Below are 22707 nucleotides of genomic sequence, written 5' to 3' on the forward strand. Positions count from 1 at the left end.
ATAATTATGAAAAATACATTTGTTCTATTTGTGCTGCTTTCAGCTTTTCTTTTATCTGCCTGTAAAAAGACAGAGGCTAAAAATACAGAAACAAAAAACGAAACTAAAACACCAGAAAAATTTGTGGTAGATTCTATTAAACTGAATGATTCTGTAAAGATTGGAGAAATGCTTTCGGTAGATTATTCAGCAAAGATGCTGGTTTTCCCCACAATAAAAGATAAAGCGCTTCTGGATAGTATTTATTATGATAAAAAAGGGATTACAGATTATTCTAAGCAGGGATTGCAAAACTTTTTAAATAAAGATAAAGCAGAATTCTTTTCTCATGTAAAAGAAGAAAGTAAAGAATGGATTTCTGATATTGACCGAACGCAAACCTGGGAATCGGGATCATTCATGAAGCTGCTTTCACAAACTGATGATTTTTTACAGATTGAATATTTATATACTTCTTATGAAGGCGGTGCGCACGGAAATTATTCTTTTAATACAAGAGTTTTTGATCTTAAAAATAATAGAAAATTTGATTTAAAAGATATTACAACGATTTCAAAAGAAAAATTAGAAGCTCTTTTAATGAAAAATATCAACAAAATCCCAAGCGGAACAACCAATTCTGATGGTGTGGTAAATAATTCCGAAATGCTTTTGGTGGATGTAATACCTCCAAATAAGGACTTTTATTTTGATGACAAAAACCTTTATTTTCATTATAGTCCTTACGAAATTGCAGCTTTTGCAGCAGGAGATATTGTGATTCCCGTTTCGTGGAAAGAATTGGAAGGTACAATTAACCCTGAATTTAAAAAAAGACTCAAAATTAACTAATATTAATGCTTCCGGATCAGGAAGCATTTTTTATTTTTGTAGCAATGGAAAAAGTTGCTTTCATCATCAATCCTTTTTCGGCAAAAAAGAATTACCAGCCATTTCTGAATGAGCTTAAAGCCAAAGTGCAAAATCCTTTGTACTACATCTCTGAATCGATTGCCGGAACAGATGATTTCATTCAACAGCATATCAACAATGTTAGTATTTTTGTAGCAATCGGCGGTGACGGAACAATTTCAACCGTAGCAAAAAATTTAATACATACCAACAAGATTTTGGCCATTTTTCCGGCAGGATCTGGTAATGGATTTTCGAACGAAACACAATTCAGTAAAAATTTAGATGAACTTTTAGAAAAGCTGAAATCAGGAAAATCCCGTAAAATTGATACATTCACGGTTAACGAAAGGCTCTCGATCAACGTTTCTGGAACAGGTTTCGACGGAAAAGTGGTGAAAGAATTTGAAAAAACCAGTCGTGGGTTTAAAAATTACATCAAAGTTTCATTAAAAACCTTTTTTAAATACAAGCCCATTAAGCTGAAGTTTTTTGATGAAAATTATAAGCAGTATAATGGTAAATATTTAATGGTGAATATTGCAAACACGCGTCAATTCGGGAATAATGCTTACATTGCGCCGATGGCAAGTAAAAGTGACGGCTTGGTAGATATGGTTTTGGTAAAAAAGTTTCCACTGACGTATTCGCCGCTTTTTGCATTCAGGATGTTTACCAAAAAACTTAAAGAAGACGATTACATTACGTATCTGCCGGTTTCCGAGATCGAATTTAAAGTCAATACCAAAAATTGGCATCTTGATGGGGAATTCAATAAAATAAAATCTCCGATTCATGTAAAAGTTCATCCTTCAAGTCTGAATATTCTTATTTAAATCATTTAGAATAAAAAAGCCTCCCATAAAGGAAGGCCTAAAAAAACACAAATGATGAAAAAAATTATCATTACGATAATAAATCTGTTACAAAAATAAGTAATACTATCCTAAAACTTTTATGGCTGTAATCATAGAACAGCATTTTATTTAGAATTTTCACTTTTTATCTTTTCGTGAAGTGCAATGCGGTTGCCTTCAGTTTCTTCAAACTCAGCAACTGCAAAACCGTATTTTTCGTTTACCGTTTTCGGATAAAGAATTTTTCCTTTATTTTCCAAAACTTTTTTCAGAGTAGAATTTATATTTTCGGTTTTGAAATAAATAATAATACCGTCTTTAGCAGGTTTATATACATCACCTTTTGCCAAAGCTCCGGAAATCCCTGTGTGTTTCTTCGAAAGGAAAAAGCAACATTTCATAATGATCAATGATTTCTTTTTCAAATTTGAAACCGAAAACGTTTTTATAGAATATTTCTGCTCTGTCAATATCGGTAACAGGGATTTCAAAATAAACAGCAGGATTGTGTCCGCTCATCTTTTTATCTTTATTTTGCTGATCACAAGATATTAAAATTAAAATAATCCCTATTAATTTAAATTTTGTGAAGATCATCATGAGTATAAACTAAATTTCCAGTTTTTTTTCAATTTTATTAGGATTTGCCAAACAATATTTCAGCTGTTCTTTATCAAGTTGTTTTTCCCAATTCGCTACGACCACTGTTGCTACAGAATTCCCGATCACATTGGTTAAGGCACGACATTCACTCATAAATTTATCGATCCCTAAAATCAAAGTCATTCCTGCAATCGGAATTTCAGGAACAACAGCCAGAGTTGCTGCCAATGTCACAAAACCTGCTCCCGTAACTCCTGCTGCACCTTTTGAGCTTAACATCGCAACCAAAAGCAACATAATTTGTTTCTCAATAGAAAGATCAATATTCAGAGCCTGCGCAATGAACAAAGAAGCTAAGGTCATATAGATATTTGTACCGTCAAGATTAAAAGAATATCCTGTGGGAACTACTAAACCAACAATTGCCTTTGAGCAGCCTGCTTTTTCAAGTTTTTCCATAATTCCGGGAAGTGCAGATTCGGAAGAGCTTGTTCCCAAAACCAAAAGAAGTTCTTCTTTCAGATAGTACATCAGTTTAAAAATATTAAAACCATTATACCATGCAACAGCTCCTAAAACCAAAACGACAAATAGGATAGAAGTCATATAGAATGTTCCTACAAGAAAAATTAAGTTTAAAACGGATGCCAAACCATATTTTCCAATCGTAAAAGCCATCGCTCCAAAAGCACCAACCGGAGCTAATTTCATGAGTATATGAACGATTTTGAAAACAGGAGCAGCCAAAACCTGCAAAAATTCTGTGACCTTGCTGCTTTTTTCTTTGGTTAATACCAAAGCAACACCCATTAAAATGGCAACCAAAAGTACCTGAAGAATATTTTCGCCAACCAACGGACTGAACAACGTCTCAGGAATAATATTCATAATAAAACCCGTCAATGTAGTTTCATGAGCTTTTTGCTGATATTGTGAAACGTCACCTGATAAACTTGATGGATCTATATTTAAACCAGCTCCAGGCTGCAACATATTTCCTACAACTAATCCGATAATTAAAGCTAAAGTTGAAAATGTGAAGAAATAGAGCATTGCTTTTACTGCAATTCTTCCTACTTTTTTCAGATCGGTCATATGAGCGATTCCTAAAGTAAGCGTGATGAAAATTACAGGTGCAATGATCATTTTAACAAGTTTGATAAAGCCATCGCCTAAAGGTTTCATTTTTTCACCCAGCTCAGGATAAAAATACCCCAGAAGAATTCCTAAAGTGATTGCGATAATGACCTGAAAATATAATTGTTGGTGGATTTTTTTCTTTTTCAAAAAAATATAAAATTTAAGCAGCGAAAATAGTGAAATTTGCTATAAAAACATGATAAAAGTCATGATGGTTTTCGGCGAGGCTGAAAGCCTCGCCGAAAATGGTTTCTCTATGAATATTGAATTATTCTACAGCAACAGAATCATCGCCACGACCATCCGCAACCGCATGAATATTTCCGTTTTCTTCGATCAGAATTATTTCCGTTCTTCCGATTTGGTTCCATTTTTCGGTTTTGTAACCTAATTTCTCCAAGTCTTTAATAGTAGTTTCAGGAAAGTTTTTTTCAAAAGCAACTGTTTCAGGAAGCCACTGATGATGAAATTTCGGAGCATTTACTGAAATATTGGCATTTAATTTAAAATCAATAACGTTAACAATTGACTGAAAAACAGAAGTTGGAATGGTTGTTCCGCCTGGGGTTCCGACAACCATGTAAGGTTTTCCCTTTTTAAGGATAATCGTTGGGGTCATGGAAGAAAGCATTCTTTTGTTCGGCTGGATAGCATTGGCTTCTCCGCCTACCGCACCGAACATATTGGGAACACCGGGTTTTATGGAAAAATCATCCATTTCATTATTCAGGAAAAATCCTGCTCCCGAAACTACGACTTTGCTTCCGTATAAACCGTTCAAAGTAGTGGTAACAGCGGCTGTGTTTCCTTCTTTGTCAATAACGGAAATATGTGTGGTTTCCGTAGATTCTTTGGTTTGTTTTATGATTTTTCCTACTTCAGAGCTTGACGTTGCTTTATTAAAACTGAAATTTTTCCATCTGTTTTTTAGATATTCATCAGAAATTAAATAAGAGGTTTTATCCTGAATAAAATCAGGATCACCCATATACTCGGCTCTGTCGGCAAAAGCTCTTCTTTCTGCTTCTGTCATGATCTGTACTGTCTGTGTAGAATTTTGCTGATATTTTTCAAGATTTTCGTAACCTGACATTTTCAGCATTTGAGCCAGTAAAATTCCGCCGCTTGAAGGTAACGGCATAGATATGACGGTATTACCTTTATACTCAAACTCCAATGCTTTTCTTTCTGCAACTTTATAATTCTTCAGATCTTCGGCCGTAATTATTCCGTTACCCCTTTTCATTTCAGAAACGAGAAGTTCTGCTGTTTTTCCTTCATAAAATCCTTTTGCCCCGGATTTCTGAATTAGTTTTAAAGTTTCCGCCAATTCTTTTTGCACTAAAAGATCTCCTGCCTTCCAAGGAATATCTTTTACAAAAACTGTAGCTGTCTGATTGTGTTTTTGAAAATTGGCTTTATGAGCATTCAGTAAACTGGCTTCCTGTTCTGTGATGGCAAATCCTTTTTCTGCAAGATCAATGGCAGGCTGAATGATTTTTTCCATCGGAAGCTTTCCGTGCTTTAAAGTAGCAAAAAAACCGGCAACACTTCCGGGAATTCCTACTGCTAATCTCCCATTTTGTGACAGATCCGTATCCGCTTTACCGGTTTTGTCAAGATACATGTCTCTTGATGCCTTTTTAGGAGCTGTTTCCCGATAATCTATCGTGAATTTTTCGCCATTATTCTTTACACCGACCAGAAAACCGCCGCCTCCAATATTTCCGGCTTGGGGATAGACAACAGCTAAAGCATATTGAGTCGCAATGACAGCATCATACGCATTTCCTCCAATTCTAAGGACTTTTGCCCCGGCTTCACTGGCGAGAGGATGAGCAGAGACGACCACTCCTTTATTTTTTACTTTGACTTCTTTTATAATATTAATGTCCGTGTATTGTGCTGAAACAGAGAAAGAAAAAAGGATAAATATGATGGTGATCTTTTTCATTTACAAATTTTATATCCGAATTTACAATTTTGTTTTAAGATAGGGTTGAAAATATTTACTTTTGCTTTCAATCAACTAATAATAAATAAAAATGGAGTCCTATACGGAAAAAATATTGATTACAGGTGCTTTAGGGCAGATTGGAACTGAGCTTACAAACCGATTAGTAGAAATTCATGGAGCTGAAAATGTGGTTGCTTCGGGTCTTGACAGATATCAAAAAGGTCTTACTTCAGCAGGATATTATGAAAGAATGGATGTTACCAATACACAGTTGGTAAGACAAGTGATTAAAGATTACGAAATTACTACAGTATATCACTTAGCTTCACTTTTGTCAGGGACGTCTGAAAAACAGCCGATTTTCGCATGGAAGTTAAATCTTGAACCACTTCTTCATTTTTGTGAACTAGCAAAAGAAGGTCTACTTAAAAAGATTTTCTGGCCTAGTTCAATTGCTGTTTTCGGGAAAGGAATTCCAAAAGAAAATGTTGGTCAGGATGTAGTATTGAATCCTACGACGGTTTACGGAATTTCTAAAATGGCAGGAGAAAAATGGTGCGAATATTATTTTGATAAGCATGGAGTAGACGTAAGAAGTATCAGATATCCGGGACTGATTTCATGGAAAACTCCTGCCGGTGGAGGAACTACCGATTATGCCGTTGAAATTTTCTACGAAGCCATTGAAGAAGGAAAATATACCAGCTTTATTTCCGAAAATACAGGAATGCCTATGCTGTACATGGATGACGCTATCAACGCAACTTTGAAATTAATGGAAGCTCCGAAAGAAAATTTAACGGTTCGTTCATCTTATAATTTAGGTGGAATGTCTTTTACTCCGAAAGAATTATCTGAGGAAATTAAGAAAGAAATTCCTGAATTTACGATCGATTATAAACCGGATTTCAGACAGCAGATTGCAGATTCATGGCCGGCTTCGATTGATGATTCTGTAGCTAAAAAAGATTGGGGACTGACTTATGATTTCGGAATTTCTGAAATGACTAAAGATATGATCAAGAATCTTAGAGTGAAACTGAATAAGAACTAATTACAATTTATTTTAAGTATAAATTTTATCTAAATTATCCTGAATGATATTGCTGACATTTAACATTCTGAATATTGAAGCCGAAACTAAAAACGGTACAATTGTCTCTAATGAAGAGAGACTGAAAATTACAGAAAGCAATATCAAAGCAATTCTCAGAATTTTAGATATTCACGATATAAAAGCAAGTTTTTTTGTGGAAGTTTCTATTGCAGAAAAACTTCAGAATTTACTAAAAGCAATTTCTGCTCAAGGGCATGAAATTGCTTTTTTCAATAAAGATTTCAGCCTTGCAAATGTAGAAGACGTAAAGAGAGCTACTCAGGATTTTCTTGAAAAGCAAATTAAAGGAATCCGTCAAAAAGACCTGCAGTTTTCTTTGGAAGAATTAAAATCAATCGGTTTTAACTATATTTCAAATGTCGACAATGCAGATATTCTTTTTCCTTTTAAAAGATTAAAAAGGAGCTCAGAAATCGTAGAAGATAATGGGATGAGTATTGTTCCGGAAAGTATTTCTCCTTACAGTCAGCTTCCATACAATGATTTCGTTTTTCAGGTTTTGCCGATGGAGTATTATCAGAATATGGTTTTTGAAACTTTGAAGAAAGACGATTTTGTTTTGGTTTATCTTGATTCCTGGCAATTTACCGATATTCAAAAATATCAGTTTAAAATTCCCTTTTACAGAAAGTATAATTTAGGTAAAAAAATGGAAGATAAGCTGGAAGCCTTCCTTTCTTGGATTAATGAGAAAGAACTGGCTACATCAAGAATGAAAGATTATATATTTTGATTATGAAACCAACTTTAGAATTACCAAAAACGATAAGATTTTTATATGAAGACGAAATTCCCAGAAACTCTTCAGTCTTAAAAAGATGGGAAGAAAGCAAAACTGCAAATATTGTGGAAGGTTATACTTTTAGTTTGAATGAAAATAATAGTAAAAACGATTTAATAGGCTTTGATTTTTATTGTGAAATTAATATAAATAATTCCAAGCTTTGGAATTTAATTTTGGCACTATCGCAAACATTGCCTGATGTTGCTGCTGTTTTATTTGGTCATATTGATTTTGATCTTAATTACGGAAATTACGCTGAAAAAGATTCTATATTAGAATTTATTGATCAATACAAAAAAGAACTAACACAAGATTCTTTCATTAATTTTGGGTTGATTTTTAATGATGAAAAAAGCTTAGTTGAAATATTTATTGATGAAGCTAAGTATGTTAGATATTGGGGCGTTGATGAAGTTTTTTTCAGAGAAATAATGAATGAATTTGGGCTTAAAGAAATTAAAAATCTTGAATTTATAGATGAATATCCTAAAGTTCGTGAAGTTTTAACTAGATTTGATAATAATGCGATTGATTCAAAAACACTTATCGAAATATTTAGCGAAAAGTATCTTTAAATCAATGCATAAATATCTAATTTTACGAAAGTTCCAAAAGCGTAATTTCCGGTAAAACACCCACTCTTCCAGGATAACCTAAAACCCCGAAACCACGGTTTACATATAATAACTTCCCTTCGCTTTCATATAAATCTGCCCATTTCGGATATTTGTATTGTACAGGCGACCATTTCACATTTTTTAAATCCAAACCGAACTGCATTCCGTGAGTGTGTCCTGAAAGGGTTAAAGAAATATTGGCCGGATGTTTTTTTACTACATAATCAAAATGAGTAGGGTCGTGGCTCATTAAAATTTTAGCAGCATTCTGCGGAACGTTCTGCAAAGCTTTATCAATTTGTCCAAACTGTGGAAATGGCTTTAATCCCCAGTTTTCAACACCTAAAATGTATAATTTTTCACCATTTTTTTCGATAACTCGGTGCTCATTTCGCATCATATCAAAACCTGCCTGTTTTTGATAATCAATTAAGGTATCGAGATTTTGTTTCTTTTCATCAAGAGATTTCCAGGTTACATAATCGCCGTAATCGTGGTTTCCTAAAACTGAAAACTTACCGTCTTTCGCTGTTATTTTAGAAAATAAAGGAATAAAAGGTTTAAATTCATCAGCGACATTGTTTACCATATCTCCGGTAAATAAAACCAAATCGGGCTTCTGTTTGTTGATTAAATCAATGGCATGAGCCAATTTATTAGGATCATCAAAACTTCCGCTATGCACATCAGAAATCTGAATAATTTTGTAACCTTTAAAGCTCTTAGGAAGATTGGCAATTTTTACCTTTACTTTTCTTACTTTGTGTCTGTATTTTCCGAAAGTGATCCCGTCAATAAATAACCCTGACAGAACTCCGCCTAAACCTAATCCGACAAGACTTAAAAACTTACGCCTTTCCGGGAAAAAGTTTTCTGATGATCTTGTAAATCCTACAGCATAGCTTCCAAGTCTGAAAATATCATCAATTAAAAGAAACAGAACAATAAATATCTTAGGAAGAATAAATACCAGAAGTAAAATACTGATAAGATGAGGTTTGTGCGCATCTCTGTCACCTCTTTGGAAAGTGAGGATTTCGTAAGCGAATAATCCGTAAATACCAAGATAAAGGATGCAGTATCCAAACTTGATCCAAAAATTATCGGTGAGTGTTCTTATTGCCTGGTAAATATAGATTTCCATTAAAAGGAAAATTCCGGCAATAATTAAAAAATTTCTCTGCATAACTGAATTTTATAAAAAAGCACAAAAGAAAATTTCCCTTTGTGCTTCAATATCTTTGTTTAATGACTTAAATCCTAAGGAAATTTATAAACGATAGCATTAATGTTCATTCCGGCTCCAACCGAAGTCATTACAATGTTACCTTTATCTTTAAACGAATGACCACTCATATTTCCTTTAATTATTAAATCAAACATGGTAGGAATTGTTGCCACAGAAGAATTTCCGAAATCCTGAATCGTCATTGGTGAGATTGCATGATCGTAATCTTTGATGTCGTAAAGCTTGTGAAGTCTTTCGATCATGGCATAATCCATTTTAGCATTTGCCTGATGAATTAGAATTTTGTCGATATCTTCAATGGAAAGTCCTGCATCGTCAATCGTTTCCTTGATGGCAACAGGAACATTTTTAAGAGCGTATTCGTAGATTTTTCTTCCCTGCATTCTTACGAAAAGGCGAGTTTGGTCAGAATCTTTATTTATAGATGGTCCGTTTGCTAAATAATCAAGCTCTGGTCCGTTGTCACAAATTGTATTGTGAGCGATAATTCCTACATTTTCTTCGTCGGTTGATTTTACAACAACAGCGCCTGCTCCGTCTGCAAAAATCATTCTGTTTCTGTCGTGCGGATCGGTTACCCTGCTCAATGTTTCTGCACCGATGACCAAAATTGTCTTGGCAACTTTAGCTTTAATTAAATTATCAGCCAAAATCATTGCTTCAACCCATCCCGGACAACCGAAAAGCATATCGTAAGTAATACATTTTCTGTTTTTGATGCCCAGTTTATTTTTTACACGGGCCGCCATAGTAGGCATAAAATCAGCATAACCGTTTACGGTGACTTCACCGAAATTACTTGCATAGATAATATAATCAAGTTCTTCCTGATCTATATTTGCGTCTGCGATGGCAATTTTTGCAGCTTCATAACCGATTTGTGAGTTTGAAAGATCTTCATCTATAAACCTCCTGTTTTCTATTTCTGTGATTTCTACAAATTTCGCAATGGTTTCTTCAGCAGGTTTGTCAATCTTCACTCCGTCCTCTGAATAAAACTCTGAATCTAAGAAAAAATCTCTTCCAATTACTCTGTTCGGAAGGTAAGATCCGGAACCAATAATGATCGTATTCGGCATTCGTTTGTATAATTTTTTAAAGATGCAAAGTTAATAATTAATATTAATAAGAAAGAATTAAAAATATTATTAAATTTGCAAAAATTGTTTCTGTCAATCTATGAAAAACAATCCGTCATTAAAAGGCTTACTGGTTGCAGTTGTGGTATTTGTGGGGGCCTTTGCTGTTTACAACTTCTTGCTTGCCAAAAAAAATTATTACGTAGTAGATAACCCTACTCCCAATACATATTATTATAAAATAAATAATGGCGATGAGGGAATTGTTTCAGCAGGGCAGTTTGTATATGTTGATTTGAAAAAAGGCAAAAACTCAATAAAAGTTTTTGACCAGAATAAAAAAATGCTTTACGATTCTGCATTTGAAGTAAATAAAATCCGTGGTCTTATTAATATCGCACACAAAGATTATTATATCAATGATCAATATTATGGGTACAACCTAAAAAAAGATTCATTACTTTTGGCATTGGATAAAATAAAGATAGACGGAAAAGAATATTACGGAGGAGCAAAACACTTTAATAAACTCTATACAGAAGACTTTTATTATAATGTGGATGAAGATTACGATCAGCTGATTAAGAATATTCAGAAAGTAGAATCTAGATCAAAGATTTTCCGTAAGCAGGATTACCTAAATTATTATAAAGAATATTACAAGTTTTAAGTTTTGACAAAAGATATCAACCAAGTAACACCCTACAATACTGAATCTAGTAAAAAGAGTCAGGTAGAGGATATGTTCGACAATATTGCACCGAAATACGATTTATTAAACCATGTATTGTCTATGAAAATAGACGTTCTTTGGAGAAATAAGCTGGTAAAATGGATGAATAACGATCAGCCTAAAGAAACGCTGGATGTTGCTACAGGAACAGGTGATTTAGCCATTGCTGTTGAAAAAGGAACAGGTGCAAAAGTAGTAGGATTAGATTTATCGCAACAAATGTTAAATGTTGGCGTTATTAAAATAAAAAAACTTAATTTAGACGGCAAAATTTCCATGCAAAAGGGTGATGCAGAAAATTTACCTTTCGAGGACAATAGATTTGATGCAGTTTCCGTTGCTTTTGGAGTGAGAAATTTTGAAAACCTGAATAAAGGTTTATCAGAACTGAGAAGAGTAGTGAAAGAAAACAAGAGTGTTTATATTCTTGAATTTTCAAAAGTAGAAGGTTTTTTAGGGCCATTTTATATGTTTTATTTCAAAAACATTTTGCCGGCAATCGGCAGGCTGGTTTCTAAGGATAACAGGGCGTATACTTATCTTCCCGATTCTGTAAATGCTTTTCCGTTTGGAGAAAAAATGAAACAAATTCTTTTAGATACAGGATTTAAAAAAGTAGAATACAAAAAACTAAGTTTAGGTATAGCCACAATTTATAAAGCAACAAAATAACCTATGAATAAATTTCTATTAAAAGCTCTGGTTTTAGCCTCAGTAAGTATTGCAACAGTTGCAAATGCTCAATTTAGAACTCGTAACAGAATGGACAGGTTGGAAGACTTTGACCAGAAAAAAGTAAGTTGGGGTTTTTACTTGAATGGAAATAGGCTGGATTATAAAATTGTGCTTGACCCACGTTACGGGATGTATGAGAATCACAACCTTGTACATTCTAAAGAAAGCTATAGTTTCGGAGCTGGTCTTATTGCTAAATTCAGATTAAATGATTATTTGGACGTAAGAGTAGAGCCGGGGTTACAATTTGCGCAGAGACAATTGACTTTTAATACAGACACTAATTCAATGTATCAGGATGGCAGTTTAACAAATCCTCCTTTTGCTCCTCTTGTATTAACTGAGAAAGACAGAGTGAGAGATATTAAATCTACTTTAGTGGATGTACCTGTTCTATTGGAATTACATGGTGAAAGATGGTATAATTCAAGACCATATGTTGCTGCAGGGGTAAATTATATAGTTAATTTGCAGTCTAATTCAGATTCAGCGGATGATAACTTACAACAGACTTTCAGATCTACAACACACAACTTTGCATGGTCTGCAGAAATGGGTATTCAGTTTTACTTTAATAAATTTAAGCTGACTCCGGCAATCAGAGGAACTTTCTTTATGAATAATGAAATGGTTTCCGATAATGCTGCAACACCACCTTATTGGTCTGCCGCAGTTTCTACTTTACAGACAAGAGCGATCATGTTTGTACTGAAATTTGAATAATGTTAATATAAAATTAATATAACAGGGAGGTGCTTGGCATCTCCTTTTTCGTTTTTATCAAAATATAAAGATTTTTATTTTTGTTAGTACCAATATTTTCCTATTTTTGCTAATAGTTAGAATATCACAACCTGAAATGCTTCAAGAATTAGAAAATAATTTTTCAGAACTGGAAAAGAAGATTACAAGCTTATACAAAAGCTACCAGAATCTCTCTGAAAAATATTCGGAATTAAGCAAAGAGCATAGTGAGCTGAAGATGAAATATAATGAGGAGAGAAAAAAAAATCAGGTATTAGCAGAAGAACAGAAAAATATAAAACTTTATTCAGCAATATCAGGAAATCCTGAGCACAACAGACTTATGAAAAACCATATCAACAGATTGGTAAAAGAAGTAGACTTTTGTATTGCACAGCTTCAAAACAGTGGATTATAATGGAGGTAAGGAGAATAACCATCAACATTGCAGGAAGAATATATCCGCTGAACGTACCCGCAGCAGAAGAGGAAACTCTGCGTAAGGTGGGGAAGCAAATTGAAAATATGATTAAAGATTTTGAACAGAACTTTGATGTAAGAGACAAACAGGATGCTTTGGCAATGTGTGCCCTCAAGCTGGGAACCAATGCAGAAGTAGTTTCTCTTAATCATGAAAAGAATATAAAATCAGCCAACGAAAGATTAGTAAAAATCAATCAAACGCTGGATGGTATGGAAAAATAAGAATTTTTCCAGAAAATCTGCCCACAGTAATTCTAACACATTAAAGGTAAACTCAACGCTAAACAATTACCGAACAAATGTCTATTGAATGGCGCGCCGGATTTCCGGATTACAGACAGTAGAAATCAGTTCAAATCGTGTTGATTAGGAGTTTACTCTCAATCTCTGAATTACTGTGGGCTTTTTTATTTTATAACAAGACAATTAAAACTCAATATATATGACAACAACCGCTATTATTATAGGCGTTATTTGCTTAGTAATCGGTGCAGTAGCAGGGATGTTTTTCTCTAAAAGCTCTCTCAATACCAAGGCGAAATTTATTATAGATGATGCAAAGAAAAATGCAGATAATTTACTTGAAAAAGCCACAGTACAGGCAGAATCAATAAAAAAGGAAAAAAACCTTCAGGCAAAAGAAAAATTTCTTGAACTAAAATCCCAGCATGATGCAGATATTCAGTCAAGAGAGAAGAAAATGCAGGAGGCTGAAAAAAGAATCAAAGACAAAGAAAATAAGCTGAATGACGAGCTTAGCAAAACAGGAAAATTAGAGAAAGATTTAGACAAGCAAATCGCTGATTACGCCAAGAAAAACGAAATTTTAGAGAAAAAACAACAAGATTTAGACTCAGCAACTGCCAGAAAGGTAGAAATGCTTGAGAAAATCTCAAATTATACAGCAGAAGAAGCGAAAGCAGAGTTGGTAGAAACCATGAGAGCGGAAGCGAAAACAAGAGCTCAGGCACACGTTCAGAGTATCATGGAAGAAGCCCAGCTGAATGCTAAAAGCGAAGCCAGAAAAATTGTTATCCAAACGATCCAGAGAATCGGTACCGAGCAGGCGATCGAAAATTCAGTTTCTGTTTTCAACATTGAATCTGATGAGGTGAAAGGTAGAATTATCGGTAGAGAAGGTAGAAATATTCGTGCCTTAGAAGCGGTTACTGGTGTAGAAATTATCGTTGATGATACTCCTGAAGCTATTCTTCTTTCTTGTTTTGATCCTGTAAGAAGAGAAATCGCAAGACTATCACTTCACAGATTGGTTACCGACGGAAGAATTCACCCGGCAAGAATCGAAGAAGTTGTTGAAAAAACAAGAAAGCAGATCGAGGAAGAAATTATTGAAGTAGGTAAAAGGACCATTATCGATTTAGGAATCCACGGATTACACCCGGAACTGGTGAAGATTGTTGGTAGAATGAAATACCGTTCTTCTTACGGACAAAACCTTTTACAGCACTCAAGAGAAGTGGCAAACATCGCTGCGACAATGGCTGCCGAATTAGGCTTAAATGTGAAACTTGCAAAAAGAGCAGGTCTTCTACACGATATCGGTAAAGTTCCTGAGCAAGAATCTGAACTTCCACACGCTCTTTTAGGAATGCAGTGGGCTGAAAAATATGGTGAAAACGCAGAAGTGATCAATGCTATTGGAGCTCACCACGACGAAGTAGAAATGACGTCATTATTATCTCCAATCATTCAGGTTGCCGATGCGATTTCAGGAGCAAGACCGGGAGCAAGAAGACAGGTTTTGGAATCTTATATCCAGAGACTGAAAGATCTTGAATCTGCAGCATTAAGCTTCGAAGGTGTTTCTTCAGCTTATGCCATTCAGGCAGGAAGAGAATTGAGAGTAATGGTAGAAAGCGGAAAAGTAAATGATGAAGTAGCTTCCCAACTTTCTTATGATATCTCAGAAAAAATCCAAAATGAACTGACTTATCCAGGACAGGTAAAAGTTACCGTAATTAGAGAAACAAGAGCCGTAAATATCGCAAGATAATACGTTTTTAAATAAATATAAAAAAGCCTTTCAAACATTTTGAAAGGTTTTTTCGTTTAATTTAGAGTTGCAATAATTACTTTTTTATTTAAGGCTAAATGCAAATCCGATCAAATTAAATCATAGCATTATTTAAAGAAAAATCCATTCTCTTTAATATATTTTGTACTCATCGAAATACTCTCAAAAATATCTTTATCACTGGAATCCTGCTCCAAAAACCAATGCTTTAAACCTGCTTTTTCTTTGGCCTCAAAAATCTTTTTAAAATCTACAGTACCATTTCCTATTTCTGTGAAATCTTTTGTTTCTGCCTTCATATCTTTCACGTGCCATAAAGGAAATCGGTTAGGATACTTTTCAAAATAAACTAATGGATCCAGACCTGCTTTCGAAATCCAGTACAGATCCAATTCCATCTTTACTAAATCTGAAGACGTATTTTTAAGAATAAAATCATAAAAATTATTCTCATCATTCATTTTCAAAAATTCAAAATCATGATTGTGATAAGCCAATTGAATACCATTTTGTTTTGAAATTTTTCCCTTATTTTCTAATATTTCAGGGAGCTTTTGATAGGCTTCGATCGTTCTTTCTGCTTCCGGAAGATAGGAACAGACAGCATATGTTGCTCCGATAAAATTTAAATCTTCTAAAGTTTGTTCCCAGTTTTGAAGCAGAGTTCCGTCGTGAAGGTCGGTTCTTCCGGTAGTATGATGAGAACTGATCACCTGCAAACCGTTGTTTTTTAAAATTGTCTGAAATTCTGACTTTGTTTTGCCGAAAAATCTTCCGTTGTAACCATAGATTTCGAGATTTTTGAAACCTAAATAAGCAAGTTTCTCTAATGTCTTTTCTAAATCTTTTGAAATTGAATCCCGAACGGTATATAATTGGATAGCCATATTTTTTTGATAAGAATGCCTTCCTGAAATTCCACAGGAAATTCCAAGAAATCCCAATGAAGAAAGTGCTAAAAATTCTTTACGTCTCATAAACTTTAAAGAAAAGGTTTCATTTCGTCTTCAATCTGTGTTCTCAGTTGCATCAGACGTTTTGCATATTGTTCCTGCTGTTTTTCCTCTTCAGTTTCGGGAATCCATTTGGGAACGGGAAGCTTTTTTCCGTTTTCATCAACGGCTACAAAGACAATAATACAATGTGTTTTCTTATCAAATTGAGGCTGTTTTAAATTTCTTGAGAACACATTGATAGAAATATGCATACTCGAAGAACCGGTGTAAATAACCTGTGCTTCAACCTTCACAATCTCACCAATTTTTATTGGTTCATAAAAACGGATTCCGCCTACATAAACCGTTACAGAATAATTTCCGCTCCATGTTGTTGCACATGCATACCCTGCCTGATCGATCCACTTCATTACACTTCCGCCGTGTACATTTCCTCCATAATTAACGTCTGAAGGCTCAGAAATAAACTGAAAAGTAATAGGTTTGTTTTCCATTTTCAAATTTTTACTAAAGGTATTTAATAATTTTTAAAATCCTTCTCCTAAAAGTCATTTTACTCATTTATTAGAAATAGACTTTTATTATTTTATAAATGAAACGTCTTTGCCTAAAGTATAAATTTAAATTTATTGGAATCGGCGAAACTTCGTTTTGCGAACTTAAAAACAGGTAGTAGTTAAAAGAATCTTTACGGACTTTGCGTTAAAAGAAAAATATCATTAAATGATATTTTAAATTTTGCCTTATTTTTGGGATAAATTTAATTTATGAAGAAAGTTTTTCATCTTAATACCTGCGATACCTGCAGAAAAATCTTAGCACAGTTTGATTTAACCGATTGGGAAAAAAGAGAAATCAGAAAAGAACCGATTACCAAAGAGGAGCTTGAAGAAATGCATAAGCATACCAATTCTTATGAAGCTTTGTTCAGTAAAAAATCGACTCAGATTAAATTGAGAGGACTGGATGTAAAATTATTGAAAGAAGAAGATTTTAAAGAGCTTATTCTGGATCATTATACGTTTTTAAAGCGTCCGGTTTTTATCACGGATAAAGAAATTTTTGTTGGAAATGATAAAAAGAATGTAGAAGCTTTGAAATCATTTTTTGGAGGGGTATAGTTTCCACAGATTTCAGATTCTCGAACAGGATCAAACCTCATAGGTTTTTAAAACCTATGAGGTTTTTTGTGTGATTAATAGAAAATTTTTTTGCAGAATTTTGAAGCAATTTGCTTTAAAAGTAAAAGTTGTTTTGTTCCAAACAAATTGCGGGAAACAAAACAACATTGACGGAAGTTTCAAACAAGTTGTGGGGAACAAAATGCAATCTCAGGAAGTCTCAAACAGATTGTGGGGAACAAATTGCAATCGCAGAAAGTTTCAAACAAATTGCAGGAAACAAAAAGCAATTGCAGGAAGTTTCAAACAAGTTGCAAGAAACAAAATACAATCGAAGAAAGTCTCAAACAGTTTGCATGAAATAAAATGCGTTGTGTCCCTTGTTAAAAGCATTGTGAACTTAGTGGTAAAATTCATACTTTTTTTAACACAAAGGTCACCAAGAAATGCACGAAATACACAATTAAAAACCGCTTCATCAAAAATGATAAAGCGGTTTTTGTATAATTAAAAATTTTTTGCTTAAACAAATGGCATTTTCACCACTTTTGCAGGAATATTTTTGTTTCTTACCTGAATAAAGATCTCAGAACCTAATTTGAAGTGAGGTTTGTCTACATAAGCAAGGCCCAATCCAACTTTTTTCATCGGAGACTGAGTTCCTGAAGTTACCTTTCCGATTACGTTTCCTTCTGCATCCACAACAGGATAATCATGTCTTGGAACACCTTTGTCCGTTAATTCAAAACCAACTAATTTTCTTGTAACACCTTCTTCTTTCTGCTTTGCAAAAGTTTCTTTAGAAACAAAATCTTTATCAAATTTTGTAATCCATCCTAAACCAGCTTCAATTGGTGAAGTAGTATCGTCGATGTCATTTCCGTAAAGGCAGAATCCTTTTTCCAGTCTTAAAGTGTCTCTTGCAGCCAATCCGCAAGGAATAATTCCTTCTTCAGCTCCGGCTTCGATAATCGCATCCCAAAGTTTTTCGGCTGCGTCATTTTTAAAATAAATTTCAAAACCACCGCTTCCTGTATATCCTGTGTTTGAAATAATTACATCATTTACTCCTGCAACGGAACCAACTGTGAAATTGTAATAAGGGATTTCAGAAAGATTGGTTTCTGTAAGTTTCTGAAGAATTTCAGTAGCTTTCGGTCCCTGAACCGCCAATAAAGACATATCGTCTGAAGCGTTCGTCATTTTCGCACCGAAAGTGTTGTATTTTGAGATGTGATCCCAGTCTTTATCGATGTTTGAAGCATTTACGACCACAAAGTATTTTTCGTCATCCATTTTGTAAACGATCAAATCATCCACAATTCCTCCGTTTTCGTTTGGAAGGCAAGAATACTGCGCTTTTCCGTTTTCTAAAACATCTACATTGTTTGTCGTTACAAACTGCAAAAGATCTTTTGCACCTGCTCCTTCAATGAAAAACTGTCCCATATGAGAAACATCAAATAAACCTGCTTTTTCTCTTACTGCAAAGTGTTCTTCCGTTACTCCGGAATATTGTACAGGCATTTCAAATCCTGCAAAAGGTACTATTTTCGCTCCCAAAGAAACGTGTTTGTCGTACAATGCTGTTTTTTTCATTTCTAAATTTTATTTCTATTTTTTTATTTTAAAACTGTCAAATGTTTCATTGAACACTTTCATGTAATTGCCGTTCCAGTGCTTTTCCTGACAATTGATGCTTATAATGAACATGTCTTTATTTTTCTGATACAGCTTGGTGATCCAGAAAAGTTTTTCTTTTTCATCAAAATATTCGTACAGATATTCAGAATAACCTTTTTTGCTGCCTGTATTTTTTACTTTTTTCTCGTCGTCTGTAGAGTTGTACAATGCCAGAATAAATTTCTTAACTTCAGATTTGGGTAAATCCAGATCATGATATTCCGAAATGGTAATGGCTCCGATCTCATTGGTCGGAAAAATGTTTACAATTCCTTCATCATTGGTTGCTTTCCAGGTATCGGGCATTACAATCGAGTAATTTTCACTTTCATAAAGCTCAGTTCCCAACTGTTGCGAAAAAAGACAGCTTGTTGCAAAGATAAAAGCGGCGAATAAAATTTTTTTCATCTGTGTTATTATAAATTGTGTTTATATTCTTCCAAAATAATTTTGAACCATTCGGTAAACTGTTCAGGATGTTGTGCAATTTCAGCTTCTAAATCTTCCAACGAAATGAAACGTATTTCTTCCACTTCATCTGCATTAAGATTAAAATCCAAATTATAAACTCCTGTAAAAACATGATCGAGCTCATGCTCCCAAAGACTGTCTCCTACATTTGCTTTGTATATAAAATGAAACTTTTCTAAAAGCTCGGCCTTAATTCCTAATTCTTCATATAGTCTTCTGTTTGCCCCTTCAAGATAGGTTTCTCCGTTTCTTGGATGTGAGCAGACTGCATTGGTCCATTTTCCTGGAGAATGATATTTTTTTTTCGCACGTTTTTGTAAGAGCATTTCTCCTTTTTCATTAAATATAAAAACTGAGAAAGCACGGTGCAGCAAACCGTTGATGTGAGCCTGCTGTTTTTCCATCAGACCTAAAACCTGATCTTCGTGGTTGACTAAAACTACCAATTCTTCCATTCCTACAAATTTAAGTTTAATAAATGTATTTTGGAAATTTTTGGTAAAACATCATGATGAAAAGTAAAACTTAGACATTATTGTTTGTTTAAAGCCTTACCAACCCGGATGAAAATTACCGATAACAGAATGAAAAAGATCAAAATAAAAAAAGAATTTGTCAACACTTTAGAATAACTTAATGTAATAGCATCTATAAAAGGATAAGGATAAAAGCCGGCAAAGTTCCCTCGTATAAGAATAAAAGCCAGATAAAGTAATGGGTAAATTGTCCATCGAGGAATCAGTTTGTATGATAAATTTTTTTTATTTGCAATGAAAATCCAGAACAATAAAGCAAGAAACGGGATAATCGTATGCAAAAGTTCGTCGACAATTTTCTGCATTCCTACAGGACTCCATGTTGATCGTAAAATCCCCTGATAAATTAAGCCCACTACCAAAATATAAATAGTAATTGCAGTTATGATTCCTGAATTTTCTGTCTTTTGAGAATTTCCGAATAATTGCAATGTAAAGTATGTTGCAACAATAATATTGGTAAGAATGGTAAAATAACTGAAAAAACGCATCGTCATTTCTGCTAAAGTAAGTTCTGAATTATTGTACATCAAAATATATTGCATGATGACAGCAAACCACCCCAAAACAACAAAAACCAAAGAAAAAAATCTTTTCATAATCTCTTTTTTAAGTCGTATTTAAATATAACTAAAAATTGAGTATTTGCTTTCAAAAAAAAAATAATAAACGGATAATTTTTACTCCTACATTAGCTTTTATGTTAAATGATTTTTAAATTTTGTAGAATTTATGACGTAATTTGATTGTTTTAAAAAGAAAAATTTTAATTAAATATACAGAAATTGTAAATTAAATGTTAAAAATATTCTCTTATTCGTAACGTTTTTGATTGATTTTTCAGATAAATAAATATTAATGCTCCTATATGAATGATATTGTGTAACTTTGCACTTTAAAATTTTTGAACGATGGAACTAGATTATATTGAGCATATCAGTCCGATTCTAAAAGACGGAATTAAAAATTATCTGATCGATATCGACGGAACAATTACTGATGATGTTCCTAATGAAGAGCCGGAAAGAATGGTAACTTGCGAACCTTTTCCGGATGCACTGGAAACCATCAACAAATGGTATGATGAAGGTCACCAGATCTGTTTTTTTACTTCAAGAACAGAAAATCTGAAGCAGATTACCATCGATTGGTTAGACAAACACGGATTCAAATATCACAGTGTATTGTGCGGAAAACCAAGAGGCGGAAACTACCACTGGATCGACAATCACCTTGTAAGAGCGACCAGATATAAAGGTAAATTTACCGACCTTATCGAAAAACAGGTAACCATCGAAGTTTTTAAAGAAGATTAAATCATAGAAAAGGTTTAAAGATTAAATAGAAAAAGCATCAGCCTACATCTTTTAGTTTTTAAATCTTTTTGCATTTTAAATATTATTAAGCAGTATGAAAGTTTTAGCAAACGACGGTTTAGACCAGTCAGGAATCGATGCATTAACAGACAAAGGATTTGAAGTGATTACTACCAAAGTCCCTCAGGAATTTTTATTAGATTACATCAACGAAAACCAGATCAAAACTCTTTTGGTAAGAAGCGCAACACAGGTAAGAAAAGATATTATCGATAATTGTCCTTCTTTGGAAATCATCGGAAGAGGTGGAGTAGGAATGGATAATATCGATGTAGATTATGCCAGAGAAAAAGGAATTCATGTCATCAATACACCGGCTGCGTCGTCAGAATCTGTTGCTGAACTTGTTTTTGCCCATTTGTTTTCCGGTGCAAGATTTTTGCAGGATTCCAACAGAAAAATGCCTTTGGTAGGAGATACTGAGTTTGCTTCGCTTAAGAAAGCTTATGCAGCAGGAATTGAGCTGAAAGGAAAAACCATTGGAATCATAGGGATGGGAAGAATCGGGCAGGAAGTTGCAAAAATTGCTTTAGGATTAGGAATGCGTGTAATTGCTGCCGATAACATGGTGGGAAGAGCAAGCATTAAAGTAACGTTCTACAACAACCAGTTTATTAATGTTGACATTGAAACTGAACCATTGCATGATGTTTTAAAGCATGCAGATTTTATCACCCTTCACGTTCCGGCTCAGAAAGACGGTTACATGATCGGAAAAGCAGAATTTGAAATGATGAAAGACGGTGTAGCTGTTGTTAACTGTTCAAGAGGTGGTGTAATCGACGAAACAGCTTTAGTGGAAGCATTAAATTCCGGAAAAGTACGATTTGCAGGTCTTGATGTATTCATTAATGAACCAACTCCTTCAAAAGAAGTAATCACCCATTCGAAAATTTCGGTTACTCCGCATACAGGAGCTTCAACTTTGGAGGCGCAGGACAGAATCGGATTGTCTTTGGCTGAACAAATTTCGAGTATTTTACAAATTCAGTAATCTACCTGGGTTTATAGATAAAAACGCCGCAAAGTTTGCGGCGTTTCTGTTATATATTGTTTTTTGCTTTCAATAAATCTCTGATTTCCATTAATAATTTCTGGTCTTCAGTTGGTCCTGCAGGAGCAGCCGGAGCTTCCTCTTTCTTTTTACCAAGGCTGTTGATTCCTTTAATCATCATAAACAAAACGAATGCAACAATCAGGAAGCTGATGACGGAAGACAAAAAATTACCATACTTTACACCTTCCCAGGAAAGTTCTGCAATATTCTTCACATTTGCTTTTTCTAATGCTGGATTCAAAATCAAAGGAGTGATAATATCATCCACCAAAGATTTTACAATAGCACTGAAAGCAGCACCGATGATTACACCGACAGCAAGGTCTACTACGTTGCCTTTAAACGCAAATTCTTTAAATTCTTTAGCAAATCCCATAATTTATATTTTTAATTGTTTTAGACAAAAGTATCATTTAATAATAGTAATCTTAAAAATTTTCGGCATTTTTTTGAATTAAATTATTATTATTTTTAAATAATTAT

At 34.0% G+C, this 22707-nt stretch carries 27 protein-coding genes; 14 read left to right on the forward strand and 13 right to left on the reverse strand.

Going from position 1 to position 22707, the window contains the following annotated elements:
• Positions 1 to 6 precede the first annotated feature (6 nt).
• Both ACR1PN_RS13975 and ACR1PN_RS13980 read left to right on the forward strand, forming a co-directional pair.
• On the forward strand, positions 7 to 831 hold the full coding sequence (locus ACR1PN_RS13975; protein WP_433980539.1) for a DUF3298 domain-containing protein: 825 nt from the start codon (positions 7 to 9) through the stop codon (positions 829 to 831).
• Positions 832 to 836: 5 nt separating this feature from the next.
• Positions 837 to 1727: a diacylglycerol/lipid kinase family protein gene (locus tag ACR1PN_RS13980; protein WP_433980540.1), complete on the forward strand. Its 891-nt coding sequence runs from the start codon at positions 837 to 839 to the stop codon at positions 1725 to 1727.
• Positions 1728 to 1873: 146 nt separating this feature from the next.
• Here the strand turns inward: ACR1PN_RS13980 and ACR1PN_RS13985 are convergent, their stop codons facing one another.
• The 4 genes from ACR1PN_RS13985 to ggt all read right to left on the reverse strand — a co-directional run bounded on the left by ACR1PN_RS13985 (position 1874) and on the right by ggt (position 5445).
• Positions 1874 to 2173 carry a VOC family protein gene (locus tag ACR1PN_RS13985; RefSeq protein ID WP_433980609.1) on the reverse strand — a complete coding sequence of 100 codons (300 nt, stop codon included), beginning with the start codon at positions 2171 to 2173 and terminating at the stop codon, positions 1874 to 1876.
• Positions 2085 to 2348 carry a VOC family protein gene (locus ACR1PN_RS13990; RefSeq protein ID WP_433980541.1) on the reverse strand — a complete coding sequence of 88 codons (264 nt, stop codon included), beginning with the start codon at positions 2346 to 2348 and terminating at the stop codon, positions 2085 to 2087. Before ACR1PN_RS13990 ends, ACR1PN_RS13985 begins: the two co-directional genes overlap by 89 nt.
• A 9-nt stretch (positions 2349 to 2357) precedes the next feature.
• Entirely contained in the window at positions 2358 to 3638 is a 1281-nt protein-coding gene (locus ACR1PN_RS13995; RefSeq protein WP_433980542.1) for a dicarboxylate/amino acid:cation symporter, read from the reverse strand.
• A 121-nt stretch (positions 3639 to 3759) separates the two neighbouring features.
• Positions 3760 to 5445: a gamma-glutamyltransferase gene (gene ggt / locus ACR1PN_RS14000; RefSeq protein WP_433980543.1), complete on the reverse strand. Its 1686-nt coding sequence runs from the start codon at positions 5443 to 5445 to the stop codon at positions 3760 to 3762.
• 91 nt (positions 5446 to 5536) lie between these two features.
• Between ggt and ACR1PN_RS14005 the strand changes: the two genes are divergently transcribed.
• From ACR1PN_RS14005 to ACR1PN_RS14015, 3 genes are read left to right on the forward strand one after another with little or no spacing between them, the layout of a single operon-like run.
• Complete coding sequence (locus ACR1PN_RS14005) at positions 5537 to 6502, forward strand: NAD-dependent epimerase/dehydratase family protein (protein WP_433980544.1); 966 nt, start codon at positions 5537 to 5539, stop codon at positions 6500 to 6502.
• A 43-nt stretch (positions 6503 to 6545) separates the two neighbouring features.
• Positions 6546 to 7298, forward strand: coding sequence for a polysaccharide deacetylase (locus ACR1PN_RS14010; RefSeq protein WP_433980545.1), 753 nt, complete (start codon positions 6546 to 6548; stop codon positions 7296 to 7298).
• Between the two features lie 2 nt (positions 7299 to 7300).
• On the forward strand, positions 7301 to 7924 hold the full coding sequence (locus ACR1PN_RS14015; RefSeq protein ID WP_433980546.1) for a hypothetical protein: 624 nt from the start codon (positions 7301 to 7303) through the stop codon (positions 7922 to 7924).
• Positions 7925 to 7946: 22 nt separating this feature from the next.
• On the opposite strand, the gene ACR1PN_RS14020 is transcribed toward ACR1PN_RS14015, so the two are convergent.
• The gene (locus ACR1PN_RS14020; RefSeq protein WP_433980547.1) at positions 7947 to 9152 is read right to left on the reverse strand and encodes a metallophosphoesterase; all 1206 of its coding nucleotides are present in this window, start codon (positions 9150 to 9152) and stop codon (positions 7947 to 7949) included.
• Positions 9153 to 9226: 74 nt separating this feature from the next.
• The gene (locus ACR1PN_RS14025) at positions 9227 to 10294 is read right to left on the reverse strand and encodes a 3-oxoacyl-ACP synthase III family protein (protein ID WP_433980548.1); all 1068 of its coding nucleotides are present in this window, start codon (positions 10292 to 10294) and stop codon (positions 9227 to 9229) included.
• Between the two features lie 100 nt (positions 10295 to 10394).
• On the opposite strand from ACR1PN_RS14025, the gene ACR1PN_RS14030 reads away from it, so the two are divergent.
• The 6 genes from ACR1PN_RS14030 (at position 10395) to rny (ending at position 15003) form a co-directional block, all read left to right on the forward strand.
• Positions 10395 to 10964: a hypothetical protein gene (locus tag ACR1PN_RS14030; RefSeq protein WP_433980549.1), complete on the forward strand. Its 570-nt coding sequence runs from the start codon at positions 10395 to 10397 to the stop codon at positions 10962 to 10964.
• Positions 10965 to 10967: 3 nt separating this feature from the next.
• Entirely contained in the window at positions 10968 to 11699 is a 732-nt protein-coding gene (gene ubiE, locus ACR1PN_RS14035) for a bifunctional demethylmenaquinone methyltransferase/2-methoxy-6-polyprenyl-1,4-benzoquinol methylase UbiE (protein WP_378178817.1), read from the forward strand.
• A 3-nt stretch (positions 11700 to 11702) separates the two neighbouring features.
• Positions 11703 to 12485: a porin family protein gene (locus ACR1PN_RS14040; protein WP_378178814.1), complete on the forward strand. Its 783-nt coding sequence runs from the start codon at positions 11703 to 11705 to the stop codon at positions 12483 to 12485.
• A gap of 136 nt (positions 12486 to 12621) precedes the next feature.
• Positions 12622 to 12924 carry a hypothetical protein gene (locus tag ACR1PN_RS14045; RefSeq protein WP_433980550.1) on the forward strand — a complete coding sequence of 101 codons (303 nt, stop codon included), beginning with the start codon at positions 12622 to 12624 and terminating at the stop codon, positions 12922 to 12924.
• Positions 12924 to 13211: a cell division protein ZapA gene (locus ACR1PN_RS14050; protein ID WP_378178808.1), complete on the forward strand. Its 288-nt coding sequence runs from the start codon at positions 12924 to 12926 to the stop codon at positions 13209 to 13211. Before ACR1PN_RS14045 ends, ACR1PN_RS14050 begins: the two co-directional genes overlap by 1 nt.
• Positions 13212 to 13431: 220 nt before the next feature.
• Positions 13432 to 15003 (forward strand): ribonuclease Y, encoded by a 1572-nt coding sequence (rny, locus tag ACR1PN_RS14055; protein ID WP_378178805.1) that lies wholly within the window; start codon positions 13432 to 13434, stop codon positions 15001 to 15003.
• Between the two features lie 128 nt (positions 15004 to 15131).
• On the opposite strand, the gene ACR1PN_RS14060 is transcribed toward rny, so the two are convergent.
• Positions 15132 to 16001, reverse strand: a complete 870-nt coding sequence (locus tag ACR1PN_RS14060) for a sugar phosphate isomerase/epimerase family protein (RefSeq protein WP_433980551.1) — start codon at positions 15999 to 16001, stop codon at positions 15132 to 15134.
• Between the two features lie 5 nt (positions 16002 to 16006).
• On the reverse strand, positions 16007 to 16474 hold the full coding sequence (locus ACR1PN_RS14065; protein WP_433980552.1) for an acyl-CoA thioesterase: 468 nt from the start codon (positions 16472 to 16474) through the stop codon (positions 16007 to 16009).
• 273 nt (positions 16475 to 16747) lie between these two features.
• Between ACR1PN_RS14065 and ACR1PN_RS14070 the strand changes: the two genes are divergently transcribed.
• On the forward strand, positions 16748 to 17101 hold the full coding sequence (locus tag ACR1PN_RS14070; RefSeq protein ID WP_378178796.1) for an arsenate reductase family protein: 354 nt from the start codon (positions 16748 to 16750) through the stop codon (positions 17099 to 17101).
• A gap of 522 nt (positions 17102 to 17623) precedes the next feature.
• On the opposite strand, the gene gcvT is transcribed toward ACR1PN_RS14070, so the two are convergent.
• The 4 genes from gcvT to ACR1PN_RS14090 form a co-directional block, all read right to left on the reverse strand.
• Entirely contained in the window at positions 17624 to 18700 is a 1077-nt protein-coding gene (gene gcvT, locus ACR1PN_RS14075; RefSeq protein WP_433980553.1) for a glycine cleavage system aminomethyltransferase GcvT, read from the reverse strand.
• A gap of 15 nt (positions 18701 to 18715) precedes the next feature.
• Positions 18716 to 19192, reverse strand: a complete 477-nt coding sequence (locus ACR1PN_RS14080; RefSeq protein ID WP_378178790.1) for a hypothetical protein — start codon at positions 19190 to 19192, stop codon at positions 18716 to 18718.
• A gap of 8 nt (positions 19193 to 19200) precedes the next feature.
• Positions 19201 to 19710: an isopentenyl-diphosphate Delta-isomerase gene (gene idi / locus ACR1PN_RS14085; RefSeq protein ID WP_433980554.1), complete on the reverse strand. Its 510-nt coding sequence runs from the start codon at positions 19708 to 19710 to the stop codon at positions 19201 to 19203.
• Between the two features lie 77 nt (positions 19711 to 19787).
• Positions 19788 to 20390: a Pr6Pr family membrane protein gene (locus tag ACR1PN_RS14090; protein WP_433980555.1), complete on the reverse strand. Its 603-nt coding sequence runs from the start codon at positions 20388 to 20390 to the stop codon at positions 19788 to 19790.
• Positions 20391 to 20702: 312 nt separating this feature from the next.
• On the opposite strand from ACR1PN_RS14090, the gene ACR1PN_RS14095 reads away from it, so the two are divergent.
• Both ACR1PN_RS14095 and ACR1PN_RS14100 read left to right on the forward strand, forming a co-directional pair.
• On the forward strand, positions 20703 to 21107 hold the full coding sequence (locus tag ACR1PN_RS14095; RefSeq protein WP_265429282.1) for an LNS2 domain-containing protein: 405 nt from the start codon (positions 20703 to 20705) through the stop codon (positions 21105 to 21107).
• Positions 21108 to 21201: 94 nt separating this feature from the next.
• Entirely contained in the window at positions 21202 to 22161 is a 960-nt protein-coding gene (locus tag ACR1PN_RS14100; protein WP_433980556.1) for a D-2-hydroxyacid dehydrogenase, read from the forward strand.
• Positions 22162 to 22210: 49 nt separating this feature from the next.
• Here the strand turns inward: ACR1PN_RS14100 and mscL are convergent, their stop codons facing one another.
• Positions 22211 to 22600 (reverse strand): large conductance mechanosensitive channel protein MscL, encoded by a 390-nt coding sequence (mscL, locus tag ACR1PN_RS14105; protein WP_378178776.1) that lies wholly within the window; start codon positions 22598 to 22600, stop codon positions 22211 to 22213.
• Positions 22601 to 22707 lie beyond the last annotated feature (107 nt).

The organism is Chryseobacterium sp. RLHN22 (genome assembly GCF_051011795.1).
In the GTDB taxonomy this organism is placed as follows: Bacteria; Bacteroidota; Bacteroidia; order Flavobacteriales; family Weeksellaceae; genus Chryseobacterium; species Chryseobacterium zhengzhouense.